We start from the raw sequence: 22,466 nt of genomic DNA on the forward strand, positions 1-22,466 counted from the left end.
CACTAAGCGGATGCCTGGTGGAGTGCCCGTGGGCGGATCCGTCAAGGTCATGCTGATCGACGACTCGCTGACTGTGCGCACCGTTTTCTCGCGCATGATCGAGCGGGAAAGCGACATGACGATCGTTGCGAGCGCCAGCACTGCTGAGCGAGGCCTGGAGGAGCTTCGGCGCCATCAGGTTGACGTTATTCTTCTTGACCTGGAAATGCCGGGCATGGGCGGAATCGAAGCCCTGCCGAAGCTTTTGAAGGCATCTCCGCGCACCAAGGTCTTGGTGATCTCTTCGCTAACCGCAGCAGGCGCCGAGCATACCGTTCAGGCACTCCGCATGGGTGCCGCCGACACCATGCTCAAGCCACGACCGGGCGGTTTCAACGATGATTATCGCGGCCAGCTTCTCGGCAAGATCCGTGCGTTAAAAGGGCTTGCCCCCTATGAACAACCGCTTCGCGCGGCCTCGAAATGGACAGAGCGGCGCGTGGGCAAAAAGCCCCAGCTGCTCGCGATCGGTGCTTCCACTGGCGGCATTCACGCCCTGAACCTTTTTTTGCGGCAGGTACCCGCGAACTTCGATCTGCCGATCCTGATTACGCAGCACCTTCCGGAGAGCTTCATTCCAGTTTTCGCCAAACAAATGGAAGCTGCTTCCGGAAGACGCGCGCTGCTTGCGGGCGAAGACGTAGAGATACGCCGCGGTATGATCGTCATCGCGCCGGGTCACGGCCACATGGTGGTACGTCGCAGGGGCTCGCAGCTACTTACCGGCCTCGCGTTCAACCCAGTAAAAAGCGGATGCACACCGTCAGTCGATCCAATGTTCGAAACGTCCGCCGAAGCATGCGAGGGCAAGGTCGCGGGTATTTTGCTGTCGGGTATGGGGCGTGACGGCACAGATGGCGCGGACGCGATAATCAATGCGGGGGGCACGATGTATGCCCAGAACGCCGAAAGCTGCGCCGTATGGGGGATGCCGCGGGCAGTCACCGAAAGCAGTCTAGCCTCTGCCATTCTTCCCCCGGCGGAGCTCGCCGAAAAAATTCTCTCTGACGCTGGAGCAGACGCATGGCGTTAGAAGACGCTTCCCACGTAATCATCGCCGATTTGCTCAACTCGCGAACGGGCCAGACCCTTTCCGAAAGCCGTCGTTGGCGCATTTCCACGGCTCTTTCTGGTTTGTTCCGGGAGTTCGGAATCGAAAACGTCGACCAGCTTGCTTGTTTACTTGAGCGGCCCGGCGAGCACCAACTCGCCACCCGGGTGGTTGAAGCCTTGCTTAACAATGAGACGTACTTTTTCCGCGATCACGCCTATTTTACGACACTGGGAAACACGGTTCTCCCAGAGCTGGCAAAGAAACGCGCCGATTCCAAAAAACTGACCATCTGGTCAGCCGGCTGCAGCACCGGCCAAGAAGTACTGAGCCTCGCAATGCTCTTTTGCGAGCAACCGGGGCGTTGGGCTGATTGGACCATTGAAATTCTCGGCACTGACGTGTCGGGCAAAGCCGTCGAACAGGCGCGCTCAGGGATTTACTCGCAATTCGAAATCCAGCGCGGGATCTCCGTCGCACAGATGCTCAATTTCTTCTCGGAAACTGCAAAAGGCTGGAAGGTTGCCGATCGGGTCATGAACATGACCCGGTTCGAACAAAGGAATATCCTCGACTTTCCCCCGGCGCCTGGTCGATTTGACTTGGTCTTGTGTCGCAATTGCTTGCTCTATTTCGATCCAGGCACCAGGCGCACAGCGTTCGACCGGCTTGCCAGCGGAATCGCCCCCGATGGCTTCCTCATGCTTGGCGCAGGCGAAACGGTAGTCGGACAAACCGACAAATTCGAACCGGCCAGCTGTGGCTCTGCGATCTATACCCGAAGTGCAGCCGAAACCTCGATCGGCGTCGTTCTATCAGGCGCAGCTAGGTAGGCCGCAAAGGATCGAAAACGCTCGATTTGTGGGCGACCCAAGGTAAATTTCAAGTTTACGGTTAATTAGCTAATCCGCGCTATCCAGTAACCATAAGAGTAGAGTTTTCCAGGGGAATTCGCGTGCGGTCAAATACCGACATGGCAGAGAAGAGCACGCGAATAATGATATTCGCGCCCCTCGCCTCGCTGGCGGGAATTGCGAGTGTAACTGCCATCATGGTGCTCCTGGGCCCCTATTTCGGCATCGCCTCTCTGCGCGCAGTGCTTGGTGGAGGCTTCATCGCCCTCATCTCAAGTATCGGAGGATTCGCGATATTGGGATTGCGGCACGTTCGGCGCATAGAACGGCTATCAAGCAGCGACTCTCTGACTTCGCTTCCCAACCGCCGCGCTCTCCACCGCGATATCACCTCTCTCATGTCTGATCAGCACGAGGTAGCCCTTGGCATTGTAGACCTCGATGGCTTCAAGACCATCAACGACCACTACGGCCATGAGCTTGGCGATGCGATGCTTCGCGCTGTGAGCAAGATCATCGGCGAGATTTGCGATAACGACGCTATCATCTATCGCTTGGGAGGCGATGAGTTCGCTATTCTGAAGACCGGGGACTTGGCGGGAACGCTGCTCGAAGGTCACTGTCGTCGAATCATCGAGCGCCTGGCGAAATCGATCAAGATCGAAGAAAGGCGTCTCAGCCTCGGGGCCAGCATTGGACTGTCGCGAAATGCTCCGGGACAGGAACTTACATCGTCCGAAATGCTCCGACGCGCAGACGTTGCCATGTACGCATCGAAACGCGGCGGGAAGATGCGTTGCTCCTGGTTCAATGAGGCTTTCGATCGCAGTCGCGAGCAAATCAAACGCCTCGACGAAGAATTGCGCCAAGCGCTGACCACGAACCAGTTCCGCATGCATTATCAACCTTTGGTCGACGCGGAAACGCGCGAGATCGTAGCTGTCGAAAGCCTGATGCGCTGGGAAAGACCGGACGGCCAGACCGTGGGGCCGGCGACGTTCATTCCGGTAGCCGAGGAATCCGGGCTTATTAACCCAATTGGCTTATGGGTATTGCGTCAAGCCTGCTGCGATGCGCTCGAATGGCACGACGTGACATTGTCGGTGAATATTTCCGCCGCCCAGCTTCGCAATCCGGAATTCCCGATTCAGCTTGGTCATATATTGGAAGAAACAGGTTTTGATCCGGAGCGTCTCGAACTTGAGATTACGGAAACCTGCCTCGTTCTAGATCCTATAGTGGCTGAGCGCAGCTTGAATCTCATCCGCGGGTTCGGAGTGCGCGTTGCACTAGACGATTTCGGCACCGGATATGCATCGATCGGTTTCCTCAGACAATTCCGTTTCGAGAAACTCAAAATAGATCGCAGCTTGATCATGCAGGCGAGCGAGGATGAGTCCAGTCGCGCAATGATGCTGTCGAGCATCACCATGGCACAGGCAATGAACATGTCGGTGACTGCCGAAGGCGTCGAAACGCGCGAACAAGCAGACATGGTACGGGCAGCGGGATGCGACCAGATACAGGGGTGGCTCTATTTCCGAGCGATGCCTGCGCAAGAAATCAAACAATATCTCGGGACAAAGATCGAAGATGCGATGTCCGGGTTTAAAGGCGACCAAGGGGTCAAGGCAGCATGAACGCAATGACGGGCGATTTCACAACTTCTGAAATCGATCACAGCAAATATTATTCGGACGAAATCGCAGAGGATCGCGCCATTCTTGCGGATATCGGAGCCGGCAGCGATGGATTGCGGGGAAAGTTTGCCGATCTGACACTCGGCAGCAAACTTACCTTGGTATCCATGGCAAATATTTTCGCGGTTGCCATGTGTCTCATAGCCACGCTCATTGGGGGATTGATAGCATACGATCTTCGCGAAGAGCGGATGAAGATTTCCGAGATGCTGATCCTATCGACCGAACTGCAGGCGGATACCAACGCTGCGCTTCTCGATACCTACAGGTTCGTTAATTCGGGGGATAGCCAAGCCCTGGCAAGCGCGGAAGACAATCTCAAAGAGGTTCGCCGCGATCTCAATTCTATCGAAATCAATGCCAGCGAAGTGGCTCCGGAGGCCAGCGATCATATCGCACAGCTGCGAACAGGCCTTGATGGCTTGCTTGCGGACTTGAACAGGCAAGCGGCGGAAACGCAGTATGAAAGCCGCGCCGCCCTCGCCCAAGCTTCTTTCACTAGGAGCCAGACCTTCGCTGCAGATGCTCGCAAGCTTAAGACAGAGCTATTCAATTTTGCGGAGCTAAGTGAAGCAGATGGCAACAAGACCATCGCCTGGCTTCTCTTCGTATTTCTGGCAGTGACCGCCTTCGGTGTCGTCCTCATAATTGCGACCACTCGGTTCATCGCTCGCGATATCTCGGGAACTGTCGGCCAGCTGACAGATGCTTCGGAGCGACTGGCTACCGGCGATAAGACTATCGAAATACCGGGTCTTGAGCGGCGGGATGAACTGGGTGGTCTAGCGCGCTCGCTCCATGTCTTTTTGAGAAGCGCGTTCCGGTTTGAAAAAATGGCAGCTGAAAAACAGGCCCTGCAGGCCGAACGCGGCCACGCGCTGCAGCGTCTTGCCAAACAGTTTGAGGCCACCGTCGGTGAAGTGGTCAACGGAGTGGCGGCCGCCTCGTCTCAACTCAACACTACTGCTGCAGCCATGGCCAGCGCCGCCGAACAGGCCTCGCAGCAGAGCGAAGCGGTCGTCAACTCGATGGAAAGTGCGTCCGGCGGGGTTACCGCAGCTGCTGCGGCATCGGATGAATTCGCAATGTCGATTGGTGAAATCAGCCGACAAGCTTCCCACTCGGCAGAACTGGCGCGCAAAGCCTCCGATGACGCCGAACAGGCGGACGGCACCATTTCGGCGCTGTCATCTTCGGCGGATCAGGTGGGCCAGATCGTCGAACTTATCCAATCCATTGCGAAACGCACCAATCTCCTCGCTCTCAATGCCAGCATCGAAGCTGCCCGAGGCGGGGAAGCTGGCCGCGGCTTTGCCGTTGTTGCCAGCGAGGTAAAAGAACTTGCTGCGCAGACAAGCCGTGCGACGGAAGAGGTTGCCGAGCAGATCCGCTCAATGCAGGATTCCACCGGTGCAAGCGTGAACGCCCTTCGCTCGATCGGCGAACAGGTGAAGCAGCTCGAGACAACCGCGATCTCCATTGCTAGTGCAGTCGATCAGCAATCGGTTGCCGGGCAGGACCTTGCTCGAAGCATCGATCTGGCGGCGCGCTCCACGGATGAAGTTTCGGGGAGTATTTCTCAGGTTCGTCAAGCGAGCCAGGCAACGGGAGCGGCGGCTAGCCAAGTGCTCGGTTCAGCTTCTTCGCTGGAATCCCAGGCTTCAGTTTTACGCGAACAGGTCGATGTATTTTTGCAGCACGTCAGAGCTAGCTGACCTGGCAACAAAAAAGTCCAATTCGATATGCTGCATTGGGGGAGAACCGTGATGGAAATGCAAAGCGATATTTTCGCCGAGGAAATGAGGGGGGAAATCGCTGCAGTCGACGGCATTGAGCTGGGCGAAGCAACCGATGTCCCTGGCCTGCGCGGTTGGTTCCTGGGCCTTTCCCTAACGACAAAATCGAAATTATCGACCGGCATAACTGTCGTCGGAATGACCCTTCTGGCTGCGGCCGGCCTCATCGGCATTTACAACCCAGATTTGGCAGGAGCGATGGCCACCGCCATCATCATCGTTCTTGCGGTGACGTTGATTGCAAGCTTCATCAGTATGCAAATGATCCTGCGAGACGTAATTGCCCCGTTTACTCATGTCGCGGCAGAAATGGGTAGGCTGGCAAACGGTGCACGGGACATTGACGTCGGCGACACAACGCGCCCCGACGAGATCGGAAACTTGTCCCGTTCTCTCAGCATTTTCGCAAAGTCCGGCATCAAGCTCGACGAACTTTTTGCCGGTCGCCGTTCTGCTACGGAGCATCGCAAGCATGAACTGATGCTGCTCGCCGACCGGTTCGAGCAGAGCATCGGTGACGTGGTCGGCGGGGTTGCCGCGGCCTCCAGCCAACTCAACGCGACGGCTGGCACCATGGCGAGCGCAGCCGAACAAGCAGCCGGACAGGCCAGTCAGCTCACAAATGCAATGGAGCAGGCATCTGGCGGCGTGACGGCTGCCGCCGCTGCATCAGACGAATTCGCAATGTCGATCAGCGAAATCAGCCGGCAGGCGGCGAATTCTGCCGAACTCGCGCGAAAAGCGTCCGATGATGCAGAAGGTGCAGACGAGACCATTTCGGCTCTAGCCTCGGCTGCCGATCAGGTAGGGCAGATCGTGGAGCTGATCCAGTCCATTGCCCAGCGCACGAACCTCCTCGCGTTGAACGCCAGCATCGAAGCGGCTCGCGGCGGAGAAGCAGGACGCGGCTTCGCGGTTGTCGCAAGCGAAGTTAAGGAACTTGCCGCACAGACAAGCCGGGCGACTGAAGAGGTGTCGGAGCAGATTCAGGCTATGCAGTCCTCGACGGGCGCCAGCGTGAACGCGCTTCGTTCGATCGGCAATCAGATCAAACAGTTGGAAACCACCGCGATATCGATTGCGAGTGCAGTCGATCAGCAGTCGGTGGCTGGTCAGGATCTTGCCCGCAGCATCGATCGCGCGGCTCATGGGACAGACCAGGTGGCGACTCATCTCGAGAGCATGCGCGACACAAGCATCTCCGCCGGCGCTGCCGCCAGTCAGGTCCTAGCTTCTTCGAGCGACCTGGAAAGCCAGGCGACAACGCTGCGCGACAAGGTGGATGAGTTTCTTTTTCAGATCCGCTCAGCCTGACTTTCGTCCGACATCGTAGCAAGGGCAGCCCCGGTCTCGGCCGGAGCTGCCCTTTCTTTTATTCCCACCAATAGGGCTTGCGCCGAGCATCGCCGGTGACGGTTTCGTTCATCGTCCTTGCATCATAGAGACGGCCACCGAGCATCACTTGCGCAATATCGTCCGAATTGCGGATGTTCTCGGCAGGATCGGCAGTGAGGATCACGAGATCGGCTAACTTGCCCACCTCAAGGCTTCCGACATCGCGATCCATACCGAGCGACTTTGCCGGCTCGATCGTTCCGGCGCGAAGTGCCTCCACTGCGGTCATGCCGCCGCGAACGAAGCTCCAGAGTTCCCAGTGCGCAGCGATGCCCGCCTGCTGCCCGTGAGCACCGATGCTGACTTTGACCCCCCGGTCGGCCAGCTTCTTTGCCTCGCGTGCCGAATTGTCGTCAACGAAGGCCCATTCCGGCGCTTTGATGCGGCGTCCGGTTTCGGCCAGCAGCATCTTGGGCGGGGTATGAACGAGTAACGGATTGTCGAAAACGTCGGTCGCCTGGCGCCAGTAGGGATCGGCCGCGAGGCCGCCATAGGTCACGACCAGTGTCGGCGTGTAATTCGTATCCGAATTGCCGAACATCTGCAGCACATCATCATACATGATGTCGACCGGGATATTGTGCTCGAGCGTGGAATTGCCGTCCGCGACGAGGTTCATGTCCATACCGAAGAGCGAGCCGCCTTCGGCTACGACCAGCATGTTTTCCGCGCGTGCAGCAGCCACAACCTGCTGCCGCTGCTCGCGTCTGGGCTGATTGTAGTTCTTCACGCTAATACCGCCCTGCGCCTTGATACGGCGAACATGGGCAAGAGCATCTTCGTAACTGTCGACGCGGGCATATACTCCCGGAGACTTGGCGCCGTAGATAATCTCGCCGGTCGAGAAGATCCGGGGAGCAAGCAAATTTCCTGCCCGCTGGCGCTCTGATGCCGAGAAGATCATGCTCGCCGATGAAGACGGATCGTGCAGCGTCGTGGTGCCCAGCGCGAGGTTCTGGACAAGCGACCAGTTCTGCTGCGGAACGAGGTCGCCCACCCCTTGGGCGCCGTGGGCATGGGCGTCGACCAATCCGGGAATAACCGTCTGCCCAGCAGCGTCGATGACCGTCGCGCCAGAAGGTACCGCCACATTCGCTGCGGGACCGATCGCAGCAATCCGATCCCCTTCGATCACGATGGTCCCGTTGTCGATCGTACCTGCCCCATCGCCGGCCATCGTGTGGATACGCGCGCCCGTGATCGCCACGGTTCCACTCGCCTTACCGGCACGGATAGTCCGGGCGAGCGAGGTGCCGCTGTCCGGGGGCGTGAATTCCGGCGCGCTTTCGCTTGGCGACGTTGGTGTCAATGCAGCAGTGCTGGCGCGATAAAGGACCGGCCCCATCGACCAGTGCAGTGTGGAACCATTATCGGTCCAACCGATGTAATCCGCGCCGCCCTTACTGACCCTGGTAACGGGCAGGGAACTGGTCTTTTCGCCCACGGTCACCGTCTGGCCGCCGGGAAGCAGCGGCATGGCGAAAACTTCATAATTCTGGCGGAAAGCGACATAGTCGCCGCGAGGGCTCACCTTGAAGTCGTTCGCCAGTTCGCCCTGAGCGTGGACCCGTCGCGCCTCGCCATCCAGATCCGCAGAAATAAGCTGCAGATTGCCGTCGGCTCGTGCCAGCATGAAGACCCGGTCATTGTCTGCCCCGAACTGCGGAGTGGAGGTGTCGCGGGCGATAAGGCGCGGTGTTCCGCCCGAAACCGGGACGGAATAGACGCCTTCGTTCTCAGAATAATTGGGCGAGGTCAGATAACCACCGCCGCGCTTCTCGAAAACGATCGTATTCCCATCTGGCGAGAATTGAGGGAGTGCGTAATGGCCCTGCTGCTGGGTAACGATGCGCTCACCGCGCCCGCGCCCGTCTACCGTCACGATCCTACCAAGCTCATCATCGGTCCAGCGGACAAAGGCGATCCTCCGCCCGTCACGCGACCAGGTGGGCCACAGCTCGAGACTGTCACCGCCACCCGAAATCAGACGTTCAGGCAGTGCCTCGCTGCCGACCGGCTTTACGTATAATTTGCCGAGGCTCTCGAACACCACGGTGCGACCATCTGGCGACACGCTGGCAAAACGGGGAATTTTCGCAGTGAAGCTTTCCGGTGCAACGTCGATGACGGGATGGGGCGCGGACGCGACCGTGCGGGTATCGTTGATGCGGAAAGGGATTTCGCGCGCTCCCGAGCCATCCGCTGAGACGCGCTGCAGTTTGCCACCGGCCCAAACAACCAGCGCAGAACTGTCCGGCATCCAGTCCATCATGGGATAGACGCCGTAAACGGCCCAGGTCTCCTGCATATCGAGATCGAGCGCGCCATAGATCATGCGCTCTTCGCCCGTCTGAAGGTCCTTCACCCACAATTGTGTCTTGTCTTTGTCGCGGCGCACGAAAGCGAGCCTCTTGCCGTCAGGCGAAGGTGTTGGCCGGACAGCGCCGCCGTATCCACCCACGGCCGTAGTCACCTCGCCGGTATCGATATCGTAGCGTTCGACATTGAAAATACCGGCGTTGGAATCCTGGGCATATTCAAAAATCGGGCCCGGAGAGACGTTGCGGGTGTAGTAGATCGCATTCCCGTCGGGCGCATAGATCGGTTCGCCCAATTCCTTCTGCAGCACTTCGCTAGCGCGTTTGACCAGCTGCACGCCTCCCCCGCCGGAAACGTGATAAAGCCAGATTTCACCCGTGCCGAGACTGCGCTGTGTGGTGAAATGCTTCTTGGCTACGATGTATTGCCCGTCGGGAGACCAGCTGGGTTGATTAATGAGGCGAAAGTCTTCTTTCGTCACCTGCAGCTTGTTCGAACCGTCGGCGTCCATGATCCAGAGATTGTCGCCCCCGGCACGGTCGGAAATGAACGCGATGCGGTTTCCGTCCGGCGAAAATCGTGGCTGCACTTCCCACGCCAGCCCTTCCGCGATGCGCGTCGGTGTGCCGCCGGAGATCGGCATGGTGTAGATATCGCCGAGCAGCGAAAAAGCGAGCGTGCGTCCGTCCGGCGAGACATCGACATCCATCCAGGTGCCCTCGTCGGTATTGATCGCAATCTCGCGCAGAACCGCGCCGCGGGGAGCCGTTACGTCCCAGGTCTCGTCCTTCTGGCTTTCGCCGGCGATCGGAACGGTGGCCGGTGCTGCCTCAACCTGATCGCCGCTGCCCTCGGGTGGCAGTTCGTCCTGCGATGCATCGACCTCCTGCTCTTCAACCGGGTTCGGACTTGGATCGGGCTCCTGATTTTGTGCATGGACGGTGCCCGCGCACAGAACGAGCGCAAGAGCGGAAGCAATGCTGGTCTTCATTATGATATCTCTCCCCTAAGAGATTGGACGGCGAGTTTTAGACAGCGCCATGTCCGTTTGGTAAACCGCTAATCGACGAGAAACATTATCTGGCGCTTGCACGCTCGACCAGCCGGACTGGCACCCGGCGCTCTGCACGCTCGCCTTCTCCGGCCAGCGCAGTCTCCACCAGCAATCGTCCCGCTTCGGCAAAATCAGGTTCGACAGTCGTAAGTGGCGGATTGCTGAAAGCGCCAGATCCCAGCCCGTCGAAACCGACGACGCCGACTTGCTCCGGAACGGCGACGGAACGCGCGGCGAGTTCCTCCAGGGCGCCAAGGGCCATCGCGTCACATGCGAAGAACAGGCCATCGAACTTGGCCCCGCTTTCCTCCAGCGCGATCACGGAATTGCGCCCCTGGGTGACCCGATCCGCGCCTTCCGAAACCAAGGCTTCGCGCGGCTTCAGGCCGGCTTCCGACATGGCATTTCGGTACCCTTCGTAGCGTTCGCGAAACTGGCGCTGCGATGAATTAGGATCTCCCACGAAGACCACCTCTTTCGCGCCGCCCGCAATCAGCTTTTCGACGGCCAGACGTCCGCCTGCGAGATTGTCCGACCGAACCCAGACCGCATCGTCAAATGGCGAACCCCAAAACGCAATCGCCTGGCTTTGGGCGGCCACGTTGCGAAAATAGTCCCATGCCGGTCCATTACTCGCCGTGCCGATCACCACCACGCCATCAGCCTGACGGCGCCCCACATAGTGCCCGAACAGCTCATCTTCCCGCGCCTGGAATGAAACCAGAGCTTCATATCCCCGCTCGGCGGCCGCCGCACACGTACTGCCCAAAAGACTGTAATAAAACGGATTCATCGCAGCAGGTCCCTGCCCGTCGCGCCCGATCACCACGATCGCTATCGTACCGGTTTCTCCCTTGCGCAGTCCTGCCGCGCGCATGTTTATGTGGTAACCGAGTTCGGCAGCCGCCTGTTCGACCCTACGCCGCGTCGCTTCCGTAATCGTCTCTGACCCCGAAAGGGCTCTGCTGACCGTAGACTGGCTGACCCCGGCGCGTTCAGCGACGTCGATCGACGTTACTCGGTGCGGGCGCCCGTTTTCCTCTTTTTTCATGGCATCTCCTCACTCTCCTCCGCCCTAGCCTAGGCGCTGCGTCAAGGCGAGAGTTTGGCGCCGCAGGAATGCCCTACTTCCCCGTTTTATTGCGCAGCTCCTCCTTTCCCTTGCCGCCAGCTTGGGATAGCCTTGTTTCATGGGAGAAAGACCAACAAGCAGCCGGGCGACGGATTTCGACGTGCTGATCGTGGGTGCGGGCCTGTCGGGCATCGGAATGGCCGCGCATATGCAGGAAAAAACTCCGGAGCACAGTTTCGCAATTGTCGAGCGCCGCGAGGATCTGGGCGGCACCTGGGACCTGTTCCGATATCCCGGTGTGCGATCGGATAGCGACATGCATACGCTTGGGTTCGAATTCGAACCCTGGACCCACGAGAAGACGATCGCGGACGGCCCCGCCATTCTCGACTATCTGCATCGCATAGTCGACGAGCGAGACATTCGCCGCCACATCCGGTTCAATCACAAGGTCATCTCCGCAGACTTTCGCGAGGCGGATGCGCGCTGGCACGTGACGCTCGAAATGCCCGACGGGGAGCGCAAAATGCTAACCGCGAACTGGCTCTATCTCGGGTCTGGCTATTACGATTACGATCACGCTTATGATCCGGGTTTCGAGCTTGGTGATTTCGAGGGACAGGTGCTGCATCCGCAGTTCTGGCCGAAAAATCTGGACTATGACGGCAAACAGGTCGTCGTGATCGGCTCTGGCGCCACGGCGGTCACGATCGTTCCATCCATGGCGAACACAGCGTCGAAGGTCACCATGCTCCAGCGAACGCCGACCTGGATGTTTTCGAGACCGGCAAAAGACCGTGTGGCGAATTTCCTGAGGAAGGTCCTGCCAGAGAAGGTCGCTTATGCGATCACGCGCTGGAAGAATATCAAACTTCAGGATTTCAGCTTCAAGATGGCTCGGCGGAAACCGAAGAAGATGGCCGCCCTGCTGCACAAGCGCATCCGCAAAACGATGGGCGAAGACTACGATCTGGCCGCCTTTACACCGCCCTATGATCCTTGGGATCAAAGGCTTTGCCTCATCCCGGACGATGATCTGTTCAGCGCGATAAAGCGCGGCAAGGCAGAAATTGTCACCGGCCACATCAAGGCATTCGAAAAAGGTGGAGTGCGGCTTACCGACGACCGCTTCCTTCCCGCAGACATCGTCGTCACCGCGACGGGGCTCAAGCTGGCGGTCGCCGGGAAGATCGGCCTGTCGATCGGCGGCACCGCGATCGATCTGGCTGACAGGTTCTATTACAAAGGGTGCATGTTCTCGAACGTGCCGAACCTGGCCGTGGTTTTCGGATATCTCAATGCGAGCTGGACATTGCGCGCCGACATAAATGCAGACTTCATCTGCCGTGTTGTAAACGAGATGGCCGAGAAAGACGCCGATATCGCAGTACCATACCTGCCCGAGAACCATACTCTAGAAGAGGACAATATCTTCGATTTTTCTTCGGGTTATATCCAGCGCAGCAGGCACCTCATGCCAAAGAACGCAGTCGAATATCCTTGGCGGCTGAACCAGGAATATGTGGCCGATCGCAAGCGGATGAAGACGGAACCGGTCGATGACGGGATCCTTGTGATGCAGAGCACAGCCAAGACTGCCGCGCAGAATGACAAACCTCTGCAAGCTGCCCGGTAGCTTTCCCGCGATTAGCGCTTTAAGCCCCAGGTCATGACCGATCGCATCTATACCGCAGGCCTTGTCGTCATCGGCGACGAAATTCTCTCTGGCCGCACTCACGATAAGAACATCGCCCAGGTCGCCAGCTGGCTTCAGGTACAAGGCATCAGACTGTCAGAGGTGCGGGTGGTCCCGGATGTGATCGAGCGTATCGTCGAAGCGGTCAACGCGCTGCGGGAAAACTACGATTACCTGTTCACGACCGGAGGCATAGGTCCGACGCACGATGACATCACTGTCGATGCTGTGTCGGAAGCATTGGGGGTGCCAGTCATCGTGCATCCCGAAGCGCGCGCAATCCTTGAACGATACTATCAGGACAAGGGCGGCGTGAACGAAGGCCGGCTGCGCATGGCCCGTACCCCCGAAGGCGCAGAGCTGATCCCGAACAAGATGTCGGGCGCGCCTGGCATTCGCATCGGGAACGTCCACATGATGGCAGGTGTGCCGCACATTACCGCCGGCATGCTCGATGCGCTCACCGGAACGCTGGAAGGCGGCGCCCCGCTGCTCTCTGCGACGGTGGGTGGCTTCATCCCGGAAAGCGAGGTATCCGGCCTCCTCCGCGATGTCGAGAAAGCGCATGAAAACTGCCAGATCGGAAGCTACCCCTTCTTCAAGGAAGGAAAGGTCGGCGCGAACTTCGTTATCCGATCGACCAACCAGGCCGACCTCGATGAATGCGCGGCCGACTTGTGCCGCGGACTTGAAGCAGCGGGTTTCGCGTTTACCCACGGCGGAATTTAGGTCGGACTTGCGCACTGTCGTGCTCGGACTAGCCTGAACTGCAATGCTTGAACTTGTCGCCGTCGGATTGTTCGTCGCCTGCGTGGTGCTTTTCAAGCGCGTCGCGGCTGCCGAACGGCGGATCGAAGAACTGAATGATCGCTATCACGAACAAGCCTGGCAATTGCTTGCGCTGGCATCGGCAACCGGATCTGAAACCAAAGCAGATGAAGATGCCGAGCCAGAACCGCTTGTAGAGCATAAGCCGGCGCCCATCCCTGCCGTAACCCTGAGCCGAAGCGACGAGCCGGTGCTCGTGTCGCAAGTGCAACCTCCCGAGCGGGAAAAGAGCACCGAGCAAGCCGACGATAGCCAAGCACCACGAAGAAACTTCAGCCTCGATCTCGAGGACATTTTCGGACGCCGCCTCCCCATCTGGGCTGGCGGCATCACATTGGCTTTGGCAGGCGTGTTTCTCGTCCGCTATTCGATCGAATCCGTTCTTACGCCGCAAGTGCGCGTTGCCCTGTCTTTCCTTTTTGGCATTGGATTGCTGGGCGCTGCCGAAGTGACTTTCCGGTTTGAAGGCCGCGTAAAGGACGATCGAGTTCGCCAGGCGCTGGCGGGCGCAGGACTGGCGACACTCTACGCCGCGTTCTATCTCGCCGGCACGCAGTACGCTCTGATCGGCCAGACGCTGGCCTTCCTGGGGCTCGCCGGTGTGACGGCGCTAGCCATTTTCCTCTCCTATCGCTTTGGCCTGCCAAGCGCGGTGCTCGGCCTCGTCGGCGGATTTACCGCGCCTGCCTTGGTCGGCGGCGATGATGCGAACCTGCCGATGCTGGCGCTGTATCTCGCGCTGGTGACCGGCGGCCTAACGCAGACTGCCAACCGCCAGAAACGCTCGTGGCTGGGTCTTGGCGCGTTGATGGGCGGGCTGGGCTCGGGCGCGCTGCTCCTGATCGGCGGCGACTATGCTTTTTCCGATATCCTCGCTCTGGGCCTCTATTTCGTTGTTCTCGGGACTCTTATACCCGCCCTGCTCGATATCGAACAATTCGAGCAGCCTATTCGTCTTGCTGCGGCTAGCGCGGCCGGATTGCAGCTCGCAGTGTTGGTGGACGCGGGAGGCTACCAACCGCTCGCCTGGGGCTTGTATCTTCTGCTTGGCGCCACGCTGGCGTGGTTCGGCTGGAGCAAGCCCGACATGCGTGCTGGCAGTGCCATGGCAGCCGCAATCGGAGTGGTTCTGCTCCAGCTGTGGCCAGCACCCGATCCGTTCTTCTTCGCAGTGGTCGCTGCCGCGCTTGCGATCATTTTCGCCGCGGTCCCCTTGATGCTTCTGCGTCGCGGCAGCGAGGGAGTGCTTGAAGCGCTCAGCACCGCCGCCGTGCCGCTGGTGATCGGCCTGATTGCACTGTGGACCTTCGATACTTTCGACCGCGATGCGCTCCGCATCTGGGAAGGGATCGGGCTGTTCCTGCTGCTGGCCCTTCCCGCAACCGCCGCCTTAACTCTGTGGACACGCCGGGCGAATGGAGAGCTGGCAGCCAATCTCGCCAGCGCAGGACTGCTGGCCTGTCTTGCCACAGCCTGTTTGCTACCCGATGCCACCCTGCCGTTCGCCGCCAGCGCCATTGCGCTTGGTCTGGCCTACATCCTGCGCGAACGCGCCGCCGATAGCCGATCGCTTTCCGCGCTCCTCTGGATAGCAGCATTCGGGCCACTCATCCTGCTACCCGTTGCCGATCCGCGGCTGAGCGAAGTGGACACGCTGTTCGATGGGCGGAGCGAAGCTTCGGTCCTGTCTTTCCTGCGCTGGCTCGCCGCTGGGCTGCCCTTTACCGCGATTGCCTGGGGGCGCAGCTCCGTGCGCAGGAGAATGGCAGCCGAGTTCATCACAGGACTGCTGCTCTTCGCCGCGTTGGCCCAGATCCTCGCGCCGATTGTCCTGGTCTGGGTGGCGGGGACGCTGGCTGTGGCCATCCGTTACGCCTTGCCAGAGCGGTCTTCCGCTGCGCTGGCGCTTATCGTCTGCATGGCGCTATGGGCCATCACACCTACCGGCGAGTGGATATACGAAGGAACGCGGGCTCTGGCCGGCGATCCGATGCTGCTGACCTATCTGCCGAATCTGCGGAGCGTGTTCGGATTTATCCTCCCGCTTGCGCTCGCGCTGGCTTTTACTCAAATCAGCATCCCAAGCTATCGCGAACGGCCGATCCCGCTCTTCTTGATCGCTCTGCCATTCGCGCTCATTGTCGCCCACGTCGTGTTCAAGCAGCTATTCGCGCTGAATTCGCTGCCCGACTTTGCCGCGAAGGGTCTTGCGGAGCGGACACTGTGGCAAAGCGCGCTATTGGCCATCGGCTGGGGCATCTGGCTGGGGCTGAAGGATCGCCTGATCGCGACAGCCTTTGTTTCCGCATCGTTTCTCCATTTCCTCTGGTTCACCGTCATCCTGCATAATCCTCTCTGGGAGCATCAGGCTATCGGGCCAGTCCCGTTGGCCAACCTTGCCCTCGCGGCCTATGCGACTGGCATCGGGGCCTTGTGGTCCGCGCGGCTGTGGTGGCCCGAGTGGCGGCGCTTTACCGACAGCGCGATGATGGCGCTTGCCGCACTCGGCGCCGTGACCTTGCTGCGGCAGGTGTTCGCCGGAACCTATCTCGACATTCTGCCCATGTCTCAGACCGAGGATTTGCTGCGTTCTCTCATCGGCATCCTGCTCGCCATCGCCTTTCTCCTGATCGGCAGCGCGCGGGGCGAGCGGTTGTGGCGGGTCGGTTCGCTGGTGCTGATGACCGGAACGGTGCTGAAGGTCTTCATCATCGACACTGCGGGGCTGGAAGGACTGCTGCGCATTGCGAGCTTCGTGGCACTGGGCGCCAGCCTGATCGGGATCGGCTGGTTCTATTCCAGGCAATTGAAGACTTCGCCAGCGCCGCAATGAGAAAGGGCCGGAGTTTCCCCCGGCCCTTTCAAATCTGTTCCGTGTAGGAAAGCGCTTTCTGTCCGCGCTTTCGCCTATCCGGTATGAAGCGTGAAGCTTACGCGCCTTCGACTTCGCCGAGGTCGACCTTGAGGCCGGGACCCATCGAGCTGGTCAGCGTGACCTTGCGGACATACTTGCCCTTGGCACCCGACGGCTTCGCCTTGACGATCGCATCGGTCAGAGCCTTGAAGTTGGTCTTCAGGTCTTCGTCCTTGAACGACAGCTTGCCGATGCCGGAGTGGATGATGCCCTGCTTTTCAACGCGGAATTCGACCTGGCCGCCCTTGGCGTCCTTCACGGCCTGTTCCACGTTCGGGGTCACGGTGCCCAGCTTCGGGTTCGGCATCAGGCCCTTGGGACCCAGAACCTTACCGAGACGGCCGACGACACCCATCATGTCCGGCGTCGCGATGACGCGGTCATAATCGAGATTGCCGTTCTGCATGTCTTCCATGAGGTCTTCCGCACCGACCTTGTCGGCGCCGGCGGCCAGAGCCTTCTCGGCATTGTCGCCCTTGGCGAACACGGCGACCTTCACGTCCTTGCCGGTGCCGCTGGGAAGCGAAACCATGCCGCGGACCATCTGGTCGGCGTGGCGCGGGTCGACGCCGAGGTTCATCGCGACTTCGACGGTCTCGTCGAACTTCGACTTGTGCTCACGCAGCGTGGCGAGAGCTTCTTCGACCGTGTAAAGCTTCTCGCTGTCGAGCTTTGCGCGGACCTGCTGGTTCTTCGTCTGCTTTGCCATGTGCTTAGCCCTCCACCACTTCGAGGCCCATCGAACGCGCGGAGCCTTCGATGATCTTCATGGCCTGATCGATATCGTTCGCATTGAGGTCGACCATCTTGGCTTCGGCGATTTCCTTGATCGCGCTCTGCTTGATGGTTCCGGCCGAAACCTTGCCCGGCTCTTTCGAACCCGACTTCAGCTTGGCAGCTTTCTTCAGATAGAACGATGCCGGCGGGGTCTTCGTGACGAAGGTGAACGAACGGTCCGCATAGACGGTGATGACCGTCGGGATGGGAGCGCCCTTTTCGAGGTCCTGCGTGGCAGCGTTGAACGCCTTGCAGAATTCCATGATGTTCACGCCGCGCTGACCCAGCGCAGGGCCGATGGGCGGCGAGGGGTTTGCAGTGCCCGCGGGCACCTGCAGCTTGATGTAGCCTTCGATCTTCTTGGCCATCACTGGCCTCCTTTCACACTGTCGGCACCGTCTGACGAGGATGCCTCATGTTGAGCGGTCGAGCGGTCTGCATCCTGACGGATCGCAGTCCTCCCGCGTGGGGTTCCCGTAACTGTCGTTTGGGAAGGCGCGCACATAGCGATTCTGGCCGTAAATGCAAGCACGGCCGAAAGTAGGATTGCCCTGCGGTAATCCTACAGGATGGAGCACATGGAGCACACCCTTGAGGCAAATATTCCGCCTTCCCGATCGCTGGCGGGCGCGCGGCGAAACCGGGGGAGGAGCAGAGGCGATTCATCGGCCAACCCTGCCCCATCAGAGCCGTGTAGGAAATCCCTGCCTGCATCCGCCGGCGGCTTCGCGCGCAACTTGCCAAGGTAAGCGGAAATTTACCTGTTCAGAACTAACCGGGAATGCAATTGCAGGGGAAGGCATAGCATGTTTCGAATTACTGTGCAGGTGCGCGACTTGATTTCCAGCAACGTCACGAGCGCTCTCGACGCGGCGACCAATCCGGTGAAAATGCTTTCCCGCCTGCAGAGAGAAATCGAGGATGCCATCGTCGATCTTCACGGCGAGATCACGAAGGCGCGGCGGCAGAAAGAGCGGCTACAAACCGCATTGTCGCAGACCGAAAACCAAGCTGCGGCATGGTCGGAGAAAGCCAAGGTCGCGATGAATCACGGCCGCGAGGACCTTGCGCGGCAGGCCCTTATGGCGCGGGAAGACTGCCGGGAGAAGGAAGAACGGACCGGCCGCGATATCGCCAGCCTCGCGGAAGATATCGCCGAAAGCGAAGCGGCGATCGGCAAGCTCGAAACAAAGCGCGAAGAGGTGAGACAGAAGCGGGCCGATCAGGTGGCCGCCGAGACCAGTGCGGCAGGTGCCGCCAGCCATCATGGCAGCCGCACGGAGCGCCGATTGGACCGGATCGACGCGCTCGAAAAACGAACGACTTTCGCCGTGGAGGAAGACGCACAGACATGCGCCAACACTTCGATCGAGCGCGAGATCGAGGAATTGCGCCGCGGCTCGGCAATCGAGGAAGAGCTTGCCGCCATGCGGCGCGACAGCGCCGCGGCGACGAAGAAAGCTGCGGCCAAGAGCGGAAAACGCACCAAGGCCGCGTGATCACCCGGCAGCAAGCTGTTACGGGATCGGCGCCGGACCAATCTTCCCGGCCGATTGACCGAGAGAAAGACCGCGCATGATACGAAGCGACGCACGCGAGCTGGGCTGGGGCCGGTTCATCTGGCAGTTCATCACGATACTGCTGGTCTATTTCATCGCCCAGATCCCGCCGGCATTGATCTGGGGCTTCACGACGGCGGACGGCCAGTTTTCGATTACCTCCACCGGAGCTGCAGTGTCCACGGCGGGCGGCATGGCCGGGGCCTTGCTGATGGCCTGGTACTGGCTGCGCCGCGATGACGCGGTGGAACAGGCGTGGAATCTGAAAGCGCCAACGAGCTGGAGCACCACCCTGGGATGGGCGGTGGCCGCGACGGTCGCGATCATCGGATGGTTCACGCTCGGCGCGATGCTGGTGGAAGCGATCGGCCTGACCACGCCCGACGTCGGGCAAGTGCTGGGCTGGGTCACCGAAAGCCCGTTCCAATTCGCGCTGTGGATCGTGATGGTCGCCTTCTTTTCGGCCGGTTTCGGCGAGGAATTGCTGTGGCGCGGCTATCTCATGGACCGGCTTTCCCGCCTTGGCGGCCTGCGCGGCAAGGTCTGGCCGATCATCCTTATCCAGGCGATCCTGTTTGGCCTGCCCCACGCCTATCAGGGACTGGGCGGCGTGATCATCACGGGTGTTGTCGGTATCGGGCTCGGCTGGCTGCGCTTCCACAACAAGGGCAATCTATGGGCCTGCATCATCGCCCATGTCGCGGTGGATACGATCATGATGAGCCTGTCCTACGCCACCAAGCTGGGCATCATGCCCGCGACCTGACACGAAAAGGGCGCCCTTCCCAGCGGGAGAGCGCCCTTTCGAAAATCGTTTCGTAGGCTCTTACTTGACCAGTTCGACCTGTTCGAATTCCAGTTCCACCGGAGTGGCGCGGCCGAAGATCGAAACCGAAACCTTGACCTTCTGCTTGTCGAAATCGAGTTCCTCGACAACACCGTTGAAGCTGGCGAAGGGCCCGTCGAGCACCTTGACCTGATCGCCGATTTCGTAATCGACGCTGACCTGCTTCTTCGGAGCGGACTTCGCCTCTTCGACACCGCCGAAATAGCGGGCGGCTTCACGTTCGGAAATGGCTTGCGGCTTGTTGTTGTTGCCAAGGAAGCCGGTGACCTTTGGCGTGTTCTTCACAAGGTGATACACGTCGTCGGTCATGTTGAGCTTGGCCAGCACATAGCCGGGCATGAACTTGCGTTCGACCTGGACCTTCTTGCCGCGCTTCACTTCGGTCACGGTTTCGGTCGGGACCTGCACTTCTTCGACGCCTTCGGACAGGCCGAGGCGTTCGGCTTCCGCGATAATCGAATCGCGAACCTTGTTCTCGAAGCCGGAATAGGCGTGGATGATGTACCAGCGTGCCATGTGTCTCGTTACCCCTGTCAGATCAGGCCAGCGTCAGCAGCCAGCGCACCAGGGCGCCGAACAGCGAATCGACGCCGAGGAAGAAGAGCGAGAGGATCGTCATCATGATGAACACGAAAATCGCGATGCGGACCGTGTCGGGCCATGTCGGCCACACGACCTTGCGGCCTTCGGTCTGTACCTGCCGAATGAACTCGGCGGGCGAGGTCTTGTTCGCTTTTGCGACCTTGGCTGTGTTGTCGGCTTTTTCGGCCATGATGAATGCGCTCTCGAAGCTAGAATTTTGTGTCGCTTCCGGGATGGGGGTTTCGCCGCCCCGATACAAGGTCGGGAGGGGCTTTTCCTTCATCGATGTCGGAAGACGCAAAGCCGTCTAGGCGGAGCGCAATAAAAACGCAAGCCGTGGGAAGCAGCGCAATTGCGCCTTTTCAAGCGACCTTCCCATGGCTAGCCTGCGCGCTTCTCGATTACGGGACGCATGAGGGGAAATTCAATGGCAACAAGCCAACCGGCTACGTTCGACGAACGTCTGCTTGGCCCCGTCACCAATGTGGCGGACTTCATCTGGGGTGGAACGTGGAATGGCGAGGCCATCCTGCCCTTCCCCCCGCTGGCAATCATCCTGCTGGGCGCAGGTCTGTGGTTCATGATCGGCCTCCGGCTCTATCCGGTCACGAACCTGCCCGCAGCAGTCAAAAACCTGTTCGCTGGCCGCAAGAGCGGCGGCGCAGGTGAAATTTCCCCTTTTGCGGCGCTTTCCACCGCGCTTTCGGGCCAGGTCGGAACCGGTAACCTTGCCGGCGTCGCAACGGCGATCGCCCTGGGCGGTCCCGGCGCCATCTTCTGGATGTGGATTACCGCGCTGTTCGGCATGGCGCTGGCCTTTGCCGAAGGATCGCTGGCGATCCGCTATCGCGAAACCACCAGCGACGGCACGTATCGCGGTGGCCCGATGAGCTACATCATGCTCGGCCTCGGCCCCAAGTGGACCTGGCTGGCGATCTTCTTCTGCATCGGCACGCTGATCAGCGCGCTGGTCACCGGCAATGGCATTCAGGCCAATGCCGTGGCCGATGGCCTCAACGAATTGTTCGGCATCGAGGAATGGCTCGGCGGGCTGATCGTCGCGATCCTGGTGTTCATCGTGATCATCGGCGGGATCAAGTCGATCGGCAATGTCGCGGAAAAGGTCGTCCCCTTCATGGCGGCGACCTATATCGTGATGGCGATCATCGCGATCCTCCTCAACATCCAGGACATCCCGGAAACCTTCAGCCGGATCTTCGGCGGCGCATTCAACGCGCAGTCGGCCAGCGGCGGTTTCGTGGGCGCGGCCGTGATCCTGGCGATCCGCGCGGGTGTGGCCCGCGGCCTGTTTTCCAACGAGGCCGGTCAGGGTTCGACCCCGATCGCCCACGCGGTTGCGCAGACTGACGATCCGCAGTTCCAGGGCCGCATGGCGATGCTGGGGACTTTCATCGACACGATCGTGATCTGCACCATGACGGCGCTGGTCATCCTCACGGTGGAGGGCAATTTCACGCATAACGGCGCGCCGGTGCTGCATGCCTGGCAAGCCGATCTCGATGGCTTCGCCATGACCAGCGGCGCTTTTGCCGCGGCCTTCCCCTTCGAGATCGGCGCGATCCCGCTGGGCACGCTGATCGCCAGCATCGCGCTGCTCCTGTTCGTGTTCACGACGCTTCTGACCTGGAGCTATTACGGGGAACGGGCACTCACCTTCATCTACGACCGCATCCCGGGCTCGACCCGTGGCGGCGAGAGGATCCTCCATATGGCGTGGCGCGTGCTGTGGTGCGTGGCCATCTTCGTCGGGGCGAGCCGGGAAAGCGACCTTATCTGGCGCATGGGCGATATCGCCAACGCCGTGATGGTCGTCCCCAACCTCCTTGCACTGGTGCTCCTGTCCGGTGTGGTCTTTGCGCTTTCGCGCGGGGACAAGACTGCGGGCAAGACCTTCACCGCCAAGACGCCCGAGGAACCGGAGGAATACTGATCTCCTCCGCCTAGCCGGCAGCAAAAATAAGG

At 59.9% G+C, this 22,466-nt stretch carries 17 protein-coding genes; 11 read left to right on the top strand and 6 right to left on the bottom strand.

Annotated features, from left to right (window positions below):
* Positions 1-49: 49 nt before the first annotated feature.
* From cheB to ACI2I1_RS03995, 5 genes are all read left to right on the top strand, one after another.
* Entirely contained in the window at positions 50-1,072 is a 1,023-nt protein-coding gene (gene cheB / locus ACI2I1_RS03975) for a chemotaxis-specific protein-glutamate methyltransferase CheB (RefSeq protein ID WP_404677998.1), read from the top strand.
* Complete coding sequence (locus ACI2I1_RS03980; RefSeq protein WP_404677999.1) at positions 1,063-1,923, top strand: CheR family methyltransferase; 861 nt, start codon at positions 1,063-1,065, stop codon at positions 1,921-1,923. The genes cheB and ACI2I1_RS03980 overlap by 10 nt, the downstream gene beginning before the upstream one ends.
* 218 nt (positions 1,924-2,141) lie before the next feature.
* Positions 2,142-3,584 carry a putative bifunctional diguanylate cyclase/phosphodiesterase gene (locus ACI2I1_RS03985; protein ID WP_404678336.1) on the top strand — a complete coding sequence of 481 codons (1,443 nt, stop codon included), beginning with the start codon at positions 2,142-2,144 and terminating at the stop codon, positions 3,582-3,584.
* The gene (locus tag ACI2I1_RS03990) at positions 3,581-5,359 is read left to right on the top strand and encodes a methyl-accepting chemotaxis protein (RefSeq protein WP_404678000.1); all 1,779 of its coding nucleotides are present in this window, start codon (positions 3,581-3,583) and stop codon (positions 5,357-5,359) included. Before ACI2I1_RS03985 ends, ACI2I1_RS03990 begins: the two co-directional genes overlap by 4 nt.
* A 51-nt stretch (positions 5,360-5,410) precedes the next feature.
* Positions 5,411-6,754, top strand: coding sequence for a methyl-accepting chemotaxis protein (locus tag ACI2I1_RS03995; protein WP_404678001.1), 1,344 nt, complete (start codon positions 5,411-5,413; stop codon positions 6,752-6,754).
* 58 nt (positions 6,755-6,812) lie between these two features.
* Here ACI2I1_RS03995 and ACI2I1_RS04000 read toward each other — a convergent pair whose 3' ends face one another.
* On the bottom strand, positions 6,813-10,145 hold the full coding sequence (locus tag ACI2I1_RS04000; protein WP_404678002.1) for an amidohydrolase family protein: 3,333 nt from the start codon (positions 10,143-10,145) through the stop codon (positions 6,813-6,815).
* 85 nt (positions 10,146-10,230) lie between these two features.
* Positions 10,231-11,259, bottom strand: coding sequence for a LacI family DNA-binding transcriptional regulator (locus ACI2I1_RS04005; protein ID WP_404678003.1), 1,029 nt, complete (start codon positions 11,257-11,259; stop codon positions 10,231-10,233).
* A gap of 139 nt (positions 11,260-11,398) precedes the next feature.
* On the opposite strand from ACI2I1_RS04005, the gene ACI2I1_RS04010 reads away from it, so the two are divergent.
* The 3 genes from ACI2I1_RS04010 to ACI2I1_RS04020 are packed head-to-tail and all read left to right on the top strand — an operon-like array spanning position 11,399 to position 16,637.
* Positions 11,399-12,916 (top strand): flavin-containing monooxygenase, encoded by a 1,518-nt coding sequence (locus ACI2I1_RS04010; RefSeq protein WP_404678004.1) that lies wholly within the window; start codon positions 11,399-11,401, stop codon positions 12,914-12,916.
* Between the two features lie 33 nt (positions 12,917-12,949).
* The gene (locus ACI2I1_RS04015) at positions 12,950-13,705 is read left to right on the top strand and encodes a competence/damage-inducible protein A (protein ID WP_404678005.1); all 756 of its coding nucleotides are present in this window, start codon (positions 12,950-12,952) and stop codon (positions 13,703-13,705) included.
* 43 nt (positions 13,706-13,748) lie between these two features.
* On the top strand, positions 13,749-16,637 hold the full coding sequence (locus ACI2I1_RS04020) for a DUF2339 domain-containing protein (protein ID WP_404678006.1): 2,889 nt from the start codon (positions 13,749-13,751) through the stop codon (positions 16,635-16,637).
* 97 nt (positions 16,638-16,734) lie between these two features.
* Here ACI2I1_RS04020 and rplA read toward each other — a convergent pair whose 3' ends face one another.
* Positions 16,735-17,427: a 50S ribosomal protein L1 gene (rplA, locus tag ACI2I1_RS04025; protein ID WP_221542660.1), complete on the bottom strand. Its 693-nt coding sequence runs from the start codon at positions 17,425-17,427 to the stop codon at positions 16,735-16,737.
* 4 nt (positions 17,428-17,431) lie between these two features.
* Positions 17,432-17,863 (bottom strand): 50S ribosomal protein L11, encoded by a 432-nt coding sequence (gene rplK, locus ACI2I1_RS04030; RefSeq protein WP_221542659.1) that lies wholly within the window; start codon positions 17,861-17,863, stop codon positions 17,432-17,434.
* Between the two features lie 438 nt (positions 17,864-18,301).
* Here rplK and ACI2I1_RS04035 point away from each other — a divergent pair, with 438 nt between their 5' ends.
* A complete protein-coding gene (locus ACI2I1_RS04035; RefSeq protein WP_404678007.1) occupies positions 18,302-18,994 on the top strand; it encodes a PspA/IM30 family protein in 693 nt (230 codons plus the stop codon).
* A gap of 76 nt (positions 18,995-19,070) precedes the next feature.
* Positions 19,071-19,820 carry a CPBP family intramembrane glutamic endopeptidase gene (locus tag ACI2I1_RS04040; protein WP_404678008.1) on the top strand — a complete coding sequence of 250 codons (750 nt, stop codon included), beginning with the start codon at positions 19,071-19,073 and terminating at the stop codon, positions 19,818-19,820.
* Between the two features lie 60 nt (positions 19,821-19,880).
* Here the strand turns inward: ACI2I1_RS04040 and nusG are convergent, their stop codons facing one another.
* Complete coding sequence (gene nusG, locus ACI2I1_RS04045) at positions 19,881-20,417, bottom strand: transcription termination/antitermination protein NusG (protein WP_221542656.1); 537 nt, start codon at positions 20,415-20,417, stop codon at positions 19,881-19,883.
* 22 nt (positions 20,418-20,439) lie between these two features.
* The gene (gene secE / locus ACI2I1_RS04050; RefSeq protein WP_221542655.1) at positions 20,440-20,673 is read right to left on the bottom strand and encodes a preprotein translocase subunit SecE; all 234 of its coding nucleotides are present in this window, start codon (positions 20,671-20,673) and stop codon (positions 20,440-20,442) included.
* A 237-nt stretch (positions 20,674-20,910) separates the two neighbouring features.
* Here secE and ACI2I1_RS04055 point away from each other — a divergent pair, with 237 nt between their 5' ends.
* Complete coding sequence (locus ACI2I1_RS04055; protein WP_221542654.1) at positions 20,911-22,434, top strand: sodium:alanine symporter family protein; 1,524 nt, start codon at positions 20,911-20,913, stop codon at positions 22,432-22,434.
* The last annotated feature ends 32 nt before the right edge of the window (positions 22,435-22,466 follow it).

The sequence above is a fragment of the Qipengyuania sp. NPDC077563 genome, from assembly GCF_044901345.1.
Classification (GTDB): Bacteria; Pseudomonadota; Alphaproteobacteria; order Sphingomonadales; family Sphingomonadaceae; genus Qipengyuania; species Qipengyuania aestuarii.

What these genes read in the sequence shown, in the direction of transcription:
- ACI2I1_RS03985 (WP_404678336.1), top strand. Translation starts at nt 2,142, where the DNA reads ATGGTGCTCCTGGGCCCCTATTTCGGCATCGCCTCTCTGCGCGCAGTG.
- ACI2I1_RS04000 (WP_404678002.1), bottom strand. Translation starts at nt 10,145, where the DNA reads ATGAAGACCAGCATTGCTTCCGCTCTTGCGCTCGTTCTGTGCGCGGGC.
- nusG (WP_221542656.1), bottom strand. Translation starts at nt 20,417, where the DNA reads ATGGCACGCTGGTACATCATCCACGCCTATTCCGGCTTCGAGAACAAG.
- secE (WP_221542655.1), bottom strand. Translation starts at nt 20,673, where the DNA reads ATGGCCGAAAAAGCCGACAACACAGCCAAGGTCGCAAAAGCGAACAAG.
- rplK (WP_221542659.1), bottom strand. Translation starts at nt 17,863, where the DNA reads ATGGCCAAGAAGATCGAAGGCTACATCAAGCTGCAGGTGCCCGCGGGC.
- ACI2I1_RS04020 (WP_404678006.1), top strand. Translation starts at nt 13,749, where the DNA reads ATGCTTGAACTTGTCGCCGTCGGATTGTTCGTCGCCTGCGTGGTGCTT.
- ACI2I1_RS03995 (WP_404678001.1), top strand. Translation starts at nt 5,411, where the DNA reads ATGGAAATGCAAAGCGATATTTTCGCCGAGGAAATGAGGGGGGAAATC.
- ACI2I1_RS04005 (WP_404678003.1), bottom strand. Translation starts at nt 11,259, where the DNA reads ATGAAAAAAGAGGAAAACGGGCGCCCGCACCGAGTAACGTCGATCGAC.
- ACI2I1_RS04015 (WP_404678005.1), top strand. Translation starts at nt 12,950, where the DNA reads ATGACCGATCGCATCTATACCGCAGGCCTTGTCGTCATCGGCGACGAA.
- ACI2I1_RS03990 (WP_404678000.1), top strand. Translation starts at nt 3,581, where the DNA reads ATGAACGCAATGACGGGCGATTTCACAACTTCTGAAATCGATCACAGC.
- ACI2I1_RS04035 (WP_404678007.1), top strand. Translation starts at nt 18,302, where the DNA reads ATGTTTCGAATTACTGTGCAGGTGCGCGACTTGATTTCCAGCAACGTC.
- ACI2I1_RS04040 (WP_404678008.1), top strand. Translation starts at nt 19,071, where the DNA reads ATGATACGAAGCGACGCACGCGAGCTGGGCTGGGGCCGGTTCATCTGG.
- ACI2I1_RS03980 (WP_404677999.1), top strand. Translation starts at nt 1,063, where the DNA reads ATGGCGTTAGAAGACGCTTCCCACGTAATCATCGCCGATTTGCTCAAC.
- ACI2I1_RS04055 (WP_221542654.1), top strand. Translation starts at nt 20,911, where the DNA reads ATGGCAACAAGCCAACCGGCTACGTTCGACGAACGTCTGCTTGGCCCC.
- ACI2I1_RS04010 (WP_404678004.1), top strand. Translation starts at nt 11,399, where the DNA reads ATGGGAGAAAGACCAACAAGCAGCCGGGCGACGGATTTCGACGTGCTG.
- cheB (WP_404677998.1), top strand. Translation starts at nt 50, where the DNA reads ATGCTGATCGACGACTCGCTGACTGTGCGCACCGTTTTCTCGCGCATG.
- rplA (WP_221542660.1), bottom strand. Translation starts at nt 17,427, where the DNA reads ATGGCAAAGCAGACGAAGAACCAGCAGGTCCGCGCAAAGCTCGACAGC.